Raw genomic sequence first — 10,826 nt, 5'->3', positions numbered from 1 at the left:
AGCGGCGGCGGCGCGTAGCCGGGGCGCCCCGGCCGTCAGGGGTGGATCAGGAGGTGGTCTGGGCCGTGCAGACGCCCAGTTGGTCGCCCGGCTGGATGGTGTTGTCGCCGAAGGTCTGGTTCATGACCGTGGCGAACTCGGGCAGGACGCTCATCCTGATGTCGGAGAGCGCGAGGTTGACCCGGGGCGGGACCACGGACTGCACGTCGGGGCTGATCTGCGGCCGGGTGGGGATGTCGTACACCGGGATGCGGGTGCCCGCCGGGTCGCTGCCGGTCTGCACGACGAAGGTGCTGTCGCCGGAGAGGCTGCCCTCCAGGTTCGAGACCTGCACGTAGTGGCCGGCGGCGTCGGTCAGGGTGAACCCGCCCTTGGCCGCCGTGCGGATGTAGACCGAGTTCGCCAGGCCGACGGGGTTGCCGACGGCGGTGAGGTCGATGGTGACCGTCCCGGTGGCGTTGACGTCCCGGAAGGAGGAGCCGGCGCTGCCCGGCGTGAGGGCCCGGAAGGTGACGCCCTCCTTCGCCCAGGAGAGCGTGCACTCGGCGCTGCCGGTGCCCATGGCCAGGGTGACGGGGGCGCCGGCGAAGGCGACGTGGGCGAGGGCGACGGCGCCGGCGAGGCCCACGGCGACGGCGGCGAGCGTCCTCGGGGACCTCGGCGAGGAGAGCGGGGACAAGGGCGGGGAGATCTGCGGGGACATCGGCGGGGACTCCTGGGGTTCCGGACGGCTCCCCCCGGGCCTCCAGCCTTCCGGGCCCGGTGGTGCCCGGCAATCCCGCTGGGCCGAGTAGGGCCATCACCCACGGTCACCCGCGAGGGCCGGGGACGCCCGCCGCGTCCTCACTCCCCGGCGTAGAGCGCGGCGGCGCGGCGGGTCGCCTCGGCGAGCCGGGCCCGGAGCGCGGGCGGCCGGAGGACCTCGGCCTCCGGGCCGAGCCGGAGGAGCTCGAAGTAGCCGATCTCCCAGCTCTCCACCGGCAGCGTCACGGTGACCCAGCTGTCGTCGTCCGGAGGGCCCGCGGTGGCGAGGGCGTCGGCGGCGGCGGTCGGCTCCAGCAGGACGGCGAGCTGCTCGACGGCGAGCGGGCTCAGCCGCACCACCGCCCGCTCGCGCAGCATCGCGCGGGTGAACTCCCGTGCCGCCGTGGCCCAGTGGGAGGCGAGGTCGAACTCCGGGTCGCGCTCGAAGCGTTCGTCGCCGGCCTCGGCGGTCTCGAAGCGGTCGACCCGGTACGAGCCGACCCGGCCGGACGGGCCGCGCGCCGCGAGGTACCACTGCCCGGCCTTCAGCACCAGGCCGTACGGCTCCAGCCGCCGGTCCCGGGTGCCGCCGCGCGCCGCGTAGCGGGCGTGCAGGACGCGGTCCTCCCACACGGCGCGCGACACCTCGGCGAGCAGCGGCGGGGCCTCGGCCCCGCGGAACCAGGCGGGCGCGTCGAGGTGGAACCGCCGGGTGGCGGCCGCGGGGGCGTCGCCCAGGGCGGCGGCGACCTTCAGCCGTGCGGCGAGGGCCTGCCCGGCCAGGCCCATGTCGCGCAGCGGGCCCGGGAGTCCGGCCAGGAGCAGGACCTCGGCCTCGGCCCGTTCGAGGCCGGTGAGGCGGCTGCGGTAGCCGTCGACGAGCCGGTAGCCCCCGCCGCGGCCGCGCTCGGCGTACACCGGCACCCCGGCCTCGACCAGGGCGGCGACGTCCCGCTGCACGGTGCGCTCGGAGACCTCCAGTTCGGCCGCGAGCTCCGCGGCGGACATCGTCCGCCGGGCCTGGAGGAGCAGCAGCAGCGCGATGGTCCGGCTCGCCCGCACGTTGTTCCCTCCGTCCCCTGCCCTCGCCGCTGCGGGTCAGGCCTGCGCCGCCGACACGCCGAGTTTGGCGAGGTCGGGGCAGTACACGGTCATCCACTGCGGGTGCAGCCGGTAGTAGACCACGTCGTTGTCCCAGTCGAAGGTGTCGGCGCCGTAGAAGTCCTGGAGGTACGCGCGCAGGTCCTGCCAGTCGGCGGACGGCTCGCCGCCGGGCGGGTTGAGCGCCTCCGCGGTGCCGTGGGTGAACACGCCCAGGTCCTCCCCGCGCAGGTGCGCGGCGCTGACGGCGGGCCGGGCGGCGATGTGCCGGGCCTTGGCGGCGCCGACCGCGGTGCCGAAGTGCCACTTCCCGTGCAGGAAGTGCCCGTCCACGCCGCTGATCCGCGGCTCGCCCTTCGCCGTCACGGTGGACAGCGCGAGCGTGCACATGCCGGTGAGCACACCGGTGAGCTGCTCGGCGGTGATCGTGCGCTCGCTGCTGATGATCGACCGCAGGTGGGCCGTGGAGCGGGCGAGCGAGGCGTCGAGGAGGGCCTGGAGCCGGCCCAGCTCGTCGGGTGTTTCGCGCATGAGGGTCCTCTGTCCGTGCGTCGTCGCGTTCGTACGTCGTCCCGGCCGGTGCCACCACGGCACCGGCCGGCACCCCCCACTGTGCGCGCCTTACCCGACATCCTCTGTCGTGTTTTCCGCGATGTCGCCTTTTCCGCAGGATCGCCTTTTCCGTGAGGTCGCCGCGAGCTCCTCGACGCGGCCGCGCTCAGCGCAGCACGGACTCCAGGAAGTCGCTGCCGAGCCGGGACACGACCGCGATGTCGAGCTGGTGGAGGACGTAACGGCCCCGGCGCCGGGTGAGGACCAGCCCGGCCTTCTTCAGGACGGCGAGGTGGCGGGAGACCTCCGGGGCGGTGATGCCGTACGCGTCGGCCAGCTCGCTGGTCGAGTACGCGCCGCGGGCCAGGTTGCGGCACAGGCTCATCCGCATCGGATGGGTCAGCGCGTCCAGGCGCCGCTTGACCGTCTCCACGGACTCGCCGCCGCCGACCTCGTGGGCGGCGGCCGGGTACTGGATCACCGGCTGCCAGCCCGGGCCGTAGAGGGTGAACAGGTGCGGCCAGCCGAAGACGGTCGGCAGCAGGGTGACGGCGGAGTCCCGGGCCTGGGTGCGGCCGTGCAGCAGCTTGTCGACGACGATGCGGCTGCCGTGCTCGTCCTCCTCCAGGCTCAGCGCGGGCGAGGCCGCCCTGAGCGCCTCCGCCAGGCCCTTGCGGCGCAGCAGCTCGGTCTTCTGCTGGGCGTCGGCGACGAGCTGGACGCGGACCCGGCGCCAGGTGTCGGCGAAGAACGCCTGGTCGCAGTCCTCCAGGAGGCGCCGGATCCAGGCGCGGGTGGCGGTGGGCTCGGCGAGCATCCGCTCGACGAAGGCCGCCTGGCGCGGTCCGCGCGCCGCCGCCAGGTCGAGTGCCCGGCGCCGGGACCACGCGTCGACCAGCGGGGACGGCAGGCCCTTCGGGTAGTAGCTGGTGCTGCACGAGATCTCCAGCGCGGTGCCGACGAACCTCTCGTCGTCCATCCGGTCGAGGTCGTCCAGCTCCTCGGCGAGGGTCTCCCGGGGCCGGGCCGGCATCAGGAAGTCGGAGCGCGTCGAGCGCCACATGAACTCGGCTTCCAGCAGCCGGTCCGCCAGGTCCGGTGCGAGCGCGGCGGAGGTCGCCGTCGTCCAGGCGTGCAGCCGCGCGTGGTGAGCGGGCTCGGCCAGCGCGTGCAGCGCGTTGCCGAGTTCGGCCAGCGGCGAGGGGCAGAAGGTGATCCGCTCGTGCGGCAGTCCGGTGATGTCGATGGTCACGCTCACCCCTCTATGGTGCCGGGCCGTGGCCGGGCCGGTGCGGGCGGGGGAGCCGTCCCGCCAGGTGACGGGGGCCGCCATTTGACGGGGGCCGTCAATCGGCGGGACTCGCGGGGCGGCCGGGGTGCACGGTGGGCCCATGAACGCACTGCAGCAGCACCTCTTCGACAGCTACCGGGCCGCCCAGCACGCCGAACCGGCCCCGCCGGCGCCCGGCACCCACGACGTCGAGGTGCTGCGCGCGGCCCGCGACCGCCGCCGCTTCGAGGCCGTCCTGGTCGGCCGCCCGGCCACCGGCCGCCTGCGCCTGGCGCTCCGTCTCGTCCTCCGCCGCTGGCTGCGCCCCGGGGCCTGCTAGGCGAGCGGCCCCCGGGCCGACTCCCGGGCCGGCTCCGGAGCCGCCGGCCCGGCTCCGGGCGGACGGAAAGGCGTCGGAGCAATCTCGGAAAGTGGAGTTTTGACATTCCGCTTAACTTCATACAGTCTTCTCGGCATGTCTGACCGTCACCCGATCGAGTGTGCCGCCATCGAGCTGGCGCTGATCGGCGTGGCCGTGCACTGCGTTTCCGACAATCTCTGTCGCTGAATCCGCCTGTCCCGACGCGTTGCGGTGATCGCCGCCTCGGGGCGTCGCCCCTTTTCGCGGGCGCGGTGCCGCTCACTCCCCTCAAAGCCTCACTGTCGCCCGCCTTCCTCCGTACACCATCGGTAGCGAAAGGCTCCCTTTCCGATGTCTCGAAACACCTTCACCCCCCGCCGCCTCGCCACGGCGACCGTCACCGTCGCCCTGGTCGTCGGACTCGCGGCGTGCGGGCCGAAGGCAGACGGCGGCGGGGGCGCCGGCAAGGGCGCCGCGCCGCAGCAGGGCGGCACCCTCACCGTCCTCAACCAGCTGCCGCAGGAGCAGTTCGACCCCGCGCGGCTCTACACCTCCGGCGGCGGCAACGTGCCCTCGCTGGTCTTCCGCACCCTCACCACCCGCAACCGGGCCGACGGCGTGGCCGGCACCAAGGTGGTCCCGGACCTCGCCACCGACACCGGCACCCCCTCCGAGGGCGCCACCGTCTGGACGTACCACCTCAAGGACGGGCTGAAGTTCGAGGACGGCTCGCCGATCACCACCGCCGACGTCAAGTACGGCATCGAGAGGTCCTTCGCCCCCGAACTCTCCGGCGGCGCACCGTTCCTGAGGGACTGGCTGGTCGGCGCCGCCGACTACCAGGGCCCGTACAAGGACGGCCGCACCCTGGACGCCATCGAGACGCCGGACGAGAAGACCATCGTCTTCCACCTCAACAAGCCCGAGGGCGACTTCCCGTACCTGGCGACCCAGACGCAGTTCGCACCCGTCCCGAAGGCCAAGGACACCGGGACGAAGTACCAGGACCACCCCGTCTCCTCCGGCCCCTACCGGGTCGTCAAGAACGAGAACGACGGCGCGCACCTCGTCCTGGAGCGCAACCCCAACTGGTCCGCGGCGACGGACGACCAGCGCAAGGCCTACCCCGACACCGTCGACGTGCAGTCCGGCCTCGACCCGGCGGTGATCAACCAGCGGCTCACCGCCGGCACCGGTGCCGACGCGGCCGCCGTCACCACCGACACCAACCTCGGCCCCGCCGAACTCGCCCAGGTGAAGGACGACAAGGCGCTCGCCGGCCGGGTCGGCACCGGCCACTTCGGCTACGTCAACTACCTGGCGTTCAACCCCAAGGTCAAGCCCTTCGACAACCCGAAGGTCCGGCAGGCCGTCGCCTACGCGATCAACCGCACCTCGGTGGTCAACGCCGTCGGCGGCTCCTCGCTCGCCGAGGCCGCCACCACCTACCTGCCCAACCAGGAGACCTTCGGGTACACGCCGTACGACCCGTTCCCGGCCGGCGCCACCGGCAACCCGGACAAGGCCCGGGAGCTGCTGAAGGAGGCCGGCTACCCGGACGGCCTGACCATCACGCTCACCCACTCCAGCAGCACGGGCAAGGGCTACGGCCCGGACGTGGCCACCGCCGTCCAGGACGGCCTGAAGGCCGCCGGGATCACCGTCCAGCTGGACGCCCTGGACTCCACCCGGTACTCCAAGACCGTCCACACCGTCGGCACCGAGCCCGGCCTCTTCCTCAGCGGCTGGGGCGCCGACTGGCCGTCCGGCGGCCCGTTCCTCGCGCCGATCTTCGACGGCCGGCAGATCGTCACCGACGGCTACAACTTCAACTCCGCGCAGCTGGACGACCCTTCGGTGAACGACGAGATCGACCAGATCAACAAGATCACCGACCACGCCGAGGCCGCCAAGCGCTGGGGCGCCCTGGACAAGCGCATCGGTGAGCAGGCCCTGACCGTCCCGCTGTTCCACCCCGTCTACAAGCGGCTGTCCGGCAAGGACGTCCGCAACATCGTCATCAGCGACTGGACCGGCGTGCTCGACATCTCCCAGGTCGCGGTCAAGTAGCGGACGGGACCGGACGGATCGATCGGAACACCATGGCTCCACAGGAACCCAGCGCCGGGGAGGCCCGCGCGGCCTCCCCGGCCGCCGGGGGACGGCAGGTGTGGCGGCGGCTGCTCGCGCGGCGCGCCGCCCTCGCCGCCGGCCTCGTCATCGTCCTGCTCACCCTCGTCGCGGCGGCGGCACCGCTGCTCAGCGCGCTCGAGGGCCAGGACCCCACCAGCTACCACAACGACCTGCTCGACTCGGCGGCCGGCGGGGTGCCCAACGGTGCCTTCGGCGGCGTCAGCGCCGAGCACTGGCTGGGCGTCGAACCGGGCACCGGGCGGGACGTCTTCGCCCGGCTCGTCCACGGCGCCCGGATCTCGCTGCTCGTCGCCGTCGGCGCCACCCTCGTCCAGGTGACGATCGGCGTCCTGCTCGGCCTCGCCGCGGGCCTCGGCAGTCGGCTGCTCGACCAGCTGATCGGCGGCACCACCGAGGTGATGCTCGCGCTGCCCTCGCTGGTCTTCGCCATCTCGCTGATGGCGATCGTGCCCTCCGGCTTCCCCCGCCCGCTCCTGCTGACCCTGGTCATCGGGCTGCTGGGCTGGGCCGGCACCTCACGGCTGGTCCGCGCGCAGACGCTCAGCCTCCGGCAGCTCGACTACGTGGCCGCCGCCCGGCTGGCCGGCGCGAGCCGCTGGCGGATCGCCCGCCGGGAGCTGCTGCCCTCGCTGGCCGCGCCGGTCATCACCTACGCGGCGGTCCTGCTGCCGACCAACGTGATGTCCGAGGCCGGGCTGTCCTTCCTCGGCGTGGGCGTCAAACCGCCGACCGCGTCCTGGGGCCAGATGCTCTCCAGCGCGACCACCTGGTTCCGCGCGGACCCGATGTACGTGCTGCTGCCCTCCGCCCTGCTGTTCGTCACCGTGCTCGCCTTCACCGTGCTCGGCGACGCCGTGCGCACCGAGCTCGACCCGCGCGCCGCCTCCCGGCTGCGGGTCGGCACGGCGCGCGGCACCGCCGGCACCGCCGGCCCGGCCGGCACCGGACGGGCCGCGGCGACCGAGCCGGCCGCCACCGAGGAGGCCACCGCATGACCCGCTTCCTGCTCCGCCGGGCCGCCGGCCTGCTCGGCGTGCTGCTCGCCCTCTCCCTGGTCGTCTACGCGGTCTTCTACATCGCCCCCGGCGACCCCGCCCAGCTGGCCTGCGGCGAGAAGTGCAGCCCGGCCCAGGTCGCCCAGGTGCGCGAACGGCTGGGCCTCGACGCCCCGGTCTACCTCCAGTACGCCCACTTCCTCCAGGGCCTCGTCGCGGGCCGCGACTTCAGCGCCGGCACCGGCCTGCTGCACTGCCCGGCGCCCTGCCTGGGCGTCTCCTACCGCAGCGGCGAGCAGGTCACCGACATGATCACCGCCCGGCTCCCGGTGACGGCCTCGCTCGCGCTCGGCGCGATGGTGCTCTGGCTGATCCTCGGGGTCGGCACCGGCCTGCTCTCCGCGCTGCGCCGGGGCCGGCTCAGCGAGCGCCTGCTGACCGGGCTGACGCTGGCGGGCGGCTCCGTGCCGGTCTTCGTCATCGGCCTGGTGCTGCTCATCGTGCTCTGCGCCCAGCTCCAGTGGCTGCCGTTCCCGAGCTACGTGCCGCTCACCGAGGACCCCCAGCAGTGGTTCTGGGGCCTGCTGCTGCCCTGGGTCTCGCTCGCCCTGATCGAGTCCGCCAAGTACGCCCGGCTGACCCGTTCGTCCATGCTGGAGATCCTCGCCGACGACCACATCCGGACCTTCCGGGCGTACGGCGTCAGCGAGCGGAGCCTGGTGACCAGGCACGCGCTGCGCGGCGCGCTCACCCCGGTGATCGCGCTCACCGCGATGGACCTCGGGACGATGTTCGGCTCCGCCGTGCTGACCGAGTCGCTCTTCGGCCTCCCGGGGCTCGGCAAGCTGCTGGTCACCTCGGTCGGCCTGATCGACCTGCCGACGGTCGTGGGCCTGACCCTCGTCACCGGGTTCTGCGTGGTGCTCGCCAACGTCGTCGCGGACGTGCTCTACGCGGTGACCGACCGAAGGGTGGTCCTGTCGTGAGCGCCGAACTCCTGAAGGCCGCGCCCGTGAACGCCGAGCTCCTCAACACCGAGCCCTTGGTCGAGGTCCGGGACCTGGTCGTCGACTTCCCGGTCGGCGACGGCCACCTGCGCGCCGTCGACGGCGTGGGCTTCACCCTGGACGCCGGACAGGCGCTCGGCATCGTCGGCGAGTCCGGCTCCGGCAAGAGCACCGTCGCCTACGGGCTGCTCGGCCTGCACCGCGGGACCGGCGCCCGGATCGGCGGCTCCGTCCGGGTCGCCGGGGTCGACGCCCTCACCGCCGAGGGCGCGGACCTCCGGCGCCTGCGCGGCGGACTGGCCGCCATGGTGTTCCAGGACCCGCTCTCCGCGCTCGACCCGTACTACGCGGTGGGCGACCAGATCGCCGAGGTGGTGCGGGTCCACCGGGCCGTCTCCCGCCGGGCCGCCCGGGCCCGGGCCGTCGAGGTACTCGACCGCGTCGGCATCCCCGACGCGGCCCGGCGCTCGCGGTCGCGTCCGCACGAGTTCAGCGGCGGCATGCGCCAGCGGGTGCTGATCGCGATGGCCCTGGCCTGCGAGCCGCGGCTGCTGGTCGCCGACGAGCCGACGACCGCGCTGGACGTCACCGTCCAGGCCCAGATCCTCGACCTGCTGCACGAGTTGCGCGCCGAGACCGGCGCCGGGCTGGTCCTGGTGACCCACGACCTGGGCGTGGTCGCCGGGAGCGTCGACCGGGTGCTGGTGATGAAGGACGGCCGGGCGGTGGAACACGGCCCGGTCACCGAGGTGCTGGGCGCGCCGCGCGAGCCGTACACCCGGGCGCTGCTGTCGGCGGTGCCCCGGGTCGACGCCACCGAGGCGCCCGCCGGGGCCGTGGCACCGGCCGGTTCCGGCGGCGAGGTCCTGCTCGAAGCCACCGACCTGCGACGGGAGTTCGCCGCCCGCGGCGGCCTCGCCCGGCGCGTCGCCCCGGTCACCGCCGTGGACGGCGTCTCGCTCACCGTACGGGCCGGCGAGACGCTGGGCATCGTCGGCGAGTCCGGCTCCGGGAAGACCACGCTCGGGCGGATGCTGGTCCGGCTGCTGGAGCCGACCGGCGGCCGGCTCCACTACCGCGGCCAGGACATCGGCGCACTCGGGGAGAAGGAACTGCGCCCGCTCCGACGGGAGTTGCAGATGGTCTTCCAGGACCCGGTGTCCTCGCTCAACCCGCGCCGCACGATCGGGGAGTCCGTCGCCGACCCGCTGCGGATCGCCGGGGAGAGCGACGAGCGCCGCATCCGCGCCCGGGTCGGCGAACTCCTCGAACGGGTCGGGCTCGACCCCGACTGGTACCACCGCTACCCGCACGAGTTCTCCGGCGGGCAGCGGCAGCGGGTCGGCATCGCCCGGGCGCTCGCACCCCGGCCTCGACTGATCGTCTGCGACGAGCCGGTCTCCGCGCTGGACGTCACCACCCAGGCGCAAGTGGTGGCGCTGCTGGGCGAGTTGCAGCGCGACCTCGGCCTCGCGCTGGTCTTCGTCGCGCACGACCTCGCGGTGGTCCGGCAGGTGAGCGACCGGGTGGCCGTGATGCGGGCCGGGCGGATCGTGGAGCAGGGCGAGGCCGACGAGGTCTACGACTCTCCCCAGCACGCCTACACCAAGGGCCTGCTGGCCGCCGTGCCGGTGCTCGACCCGGCCGAGGCGACCGCCCGGCGCCAGGCCCGGCTGGCCTCCGCCCGCGCCTGACCGGCTCCCGTTCCCGGCCCGCACCCCTCGGGGTGCGGGCCGCTGCGTTTCCTGGGCCGCTGTGTTTCCTGGACCGCCGCGTTTCCGGGGCCGCGGCGCTTCCAGTTCCGCGGCGGCCGGACAGCGGACGTCCGGCCGTCAGACCGCCCGCTCGGCCCGGGCGGCCACCTCGGCGATGTAGTCCTGCCACCGGTGCCCGGTGAGCTCGGGCACGCTGCGCACCACGAGGTGGGCGGCCAGGTAGCGTTCCACCGGCCGGACGTCGCAGATCGCGAACAGCCGGTACAGGGCGTTGGTGCTGGTCCGGTAGACCAGGTAGTCGGCGCGGTCGAACAGGGTGCCGTCCGGGTCGCTGCGCGCCAGCATCCGGTGGAACTCGCTGTAGCGGGTGCGCAGGTGGAAGTCCCAGCGCTCGGCGGTGGCCGGGTCGCCGAGGGCCGCCGCGCGCTCCCGGTACTCCTCGCCGCGGCCGGAGAGGTCGGCCCCGGCCGCCAGCAGCCGCTCGGCCCGGTGCCAGGCCGTGGCCGACCAGCGCGCCCAGTCCTGCTCCCAGCCTCGGGCGCCCCCGGCCGCGATGCGCCGGACCAGCTCCGTGACGGCGGGGCCGGTGCGCTCCCAGCGCTGGTCGAAGGCCGCGCGCAGGCGGCCGTCCGGGTCCTCGTGGACGAGGAAGTCCTCCAGGTGGGAGAGGAAGGAGTAGTGCCCGCCGACCAGCCCGTCCGGGTGGGTGCTCGCGTGCGCGGCCAGCGCCGTCACCACCAGCTGCACCCGGGCCTGCGCGGAGTCGCCGTGCTCCCCGAGGTAGGCGCAGGCCGAGGTGATCGCGGGCAGCCCCTCGCGCATCAAATCGTCGCGCAGCGCGGCCGGTTCGGCCCCGAGCAGGGCGTGCAGGTCCCGTGGCCCTGCGCCGCCTCGACCAGCACCGGGGCGGTGGTGGTCGCCCACATC

10 protein-coding genes are annotated in these 10,826 nt (G+C 74.2%); 5 read left to right on the top strand and 5 right to left on the bottom strand.

Features of this window, described 5'->3' with window-relative positions:
- Positions 1-46: 46 nt before the first annotated feature.
- The 4 genes from ABZW03_RS28495 to ABZW03_RS28480 form a co-directional block, all read right to left on the bottom strand.
- Positions 47-703, bottom strand: a complete 657-nt coding sequence (locus tag ABZW03_RS28495; RefSeq protein WP_355264216.1) for a hypothetical protein — start codon at positions 701-703, stop codon at positions 47-49.
- Positions 704-843: 140 nt separating this feature from the next.
- The gene (locus ABZW03_RS28490; protein WP_355264213.1) at positions 844-1,806 is read right to left on the bottom strand and encodes a WYL domain-containing protein; all 963 of its coding nucleotides are present in this window, start codon (positions 1,804-1,806) and stop codon (positions 844-846) included.
- Positions 1,807-1,842: 36 nt separating this feature from the next.
- Positions 1,843-2,376 (bottom strand): pyridoxamine 5'-phosphate oxidase family protein, encoded by a 534-nt coding sequence (locus ABZW03_RS28485; protein ID WP_355264210.1) that lies wholly within the window; start codon positions 2,374-2,376, stop codon positions 1,843-1,845.
- A gap of 187 nt (positions 2,377-2,563) precedes the next feature.
- Entirely contained in the window at positions 2,564-3,655 is a 1,092-nt protein-coding gene (locus ABZW03_RS28480) for a DUF5937 family protein (RefSeq protein ID WP_355264208.1), read from the bottom strand.
- Positions 3,656-3,788: 133 nt separating this feature from the next.
- On the opposite strand from ABZW03_RS28480, the gene ABZW03_RS28475 reads away from it, so the two are divergent.
- The 5 genes from ABZW03_RS28475 to ABZW03_RS28455 all read left to right on the top strand — a co-directional run bounded on the left by ABZW03_RS28475 (position 3,789) and on the right by ABZW03_RS28455 (position 9,878).
- Positions 3,789-4,007, top strand: coding sequence for a hypothetical protein (locus ABZW03_RS28475; protein ID WP_355264205.1), 219 nt, complete (start codon positions 3,789-3,791; stop codon positions 4,005-4,007).
- A gap of 372 nt (positions 4,008-4,379) precedes the next feature.
- Positions 4,380-6,098, top strand: a complete 1,719-nt coding sequence (locus ABZW03_RS28470) for an ABC transporter substrate-binding protein (protein WP_355264202.1) — start codon at positions 4,380-4,382, stop codon at positions 6,096-6,098.
- 32 nt (positions 6,099-6,130) lie between these two features.
- Complete coding sequence (locus tag ABZW03_RS28465; protein ID WP_355264199.1) at positions 6,131-7,177, top strand: ABC transporter permease; 1,047 nt, start codon at positions 6,131-6,133, stop codon at positions 7,175-7,177.
- Positions 7,174-8,163, top strand: coding sequence for an ABC transporter permease (locus tag ABZW03_RS28460; RefSeq protein WP_355264196.1), 990 nt, complete (start codon positions 7,174-7,176; stop codon positions 8,161-8,163). The genes ABZW03_RS28465 and ABZW03_RS28460 overlap by 4 nt, the downstream gene beginning before the upstream one ends.
- A gap of 26 nt (positions 8,164-8,189) precedes the next feature.
- Entirely contained in the window at positions 8,190-9,878 is a 1,689-nt protein-coding gene (locus ABZW03_RS28455; protein WP_355264219.1) for an ABC transporter ATP-binding protein, read from the top strand.
- 138 nt (positions 9,879-10,016) lie between these two features.
- Here the strand turns inward: ABZW03_RS28455 and ABZW03_RS28450 are convergent.
- Positions 10,017-10,826: hypothetical protein (locus ABZW03_RS28450; RefSeq protein ID WP_355264193.1), on the bottom strand; the 810-nt coding region annotated here is incomplete at its 5' end.

It is taken from the genome of Kitasatospora sp. NPDC004799 (genome assembly GCF_040609095.1).
Lineage (GTDB): Bacteria > Actinomycetota > Actinomycetes > Streptomycetales > Streptomycetaceae > Kitasatospora.
This window is presented reverse-complemented; position numbering and strand designations above follow the sequence as displayed.

Bases quoted from the DNA above. Each gene is read 5' to 3' on its own strand.
- ABZW03_RS28495 (WP_355264216.1), bottom strand. From the start codon at position 703: ATGTCCCCGCAGATCTCCCCGCCCTTGTCCCCGCTCTCCTCGCCGAGG.
- ABZW03_RS28485 (WP_355264210.1), bottom strand. From the start codon at position 2,376: ATGCGCGAAACACCCGACGAGCTGGGCCGGCTCCAGGCCCTCCTCGAC.
- ABZW03_RS28475 (WP_355264205.1), top strand. From the start codon at position 3,789: ATGAACGCACTGCAGCAGCACCTCTTCGACAGCTACCGGGCCGCCCAG.
- ABZW03_RS28470 (WP_355264202.1), top strand. From the start codon at position 4,380: ATGTCTCGAAACACCTTCACCCCCCGCCGCCTCGCCACGGCGACCGTC.
- ABZW03_RS28465 (WP_355264199.1), top strand. From the start codon at position 6,131: ATGGCTCCACAGGAACCCAGCGCCGGGGAGGCCCGCGCGGCCTCCCCG.
- ABZW03_RS28460 (WP_355264196.1), top strand. From the start codon at position 7,174: ATGACCCGCTTCCTGCTCCGCCGGGCCGCCGGCCTGCTCGGCGTGCTG.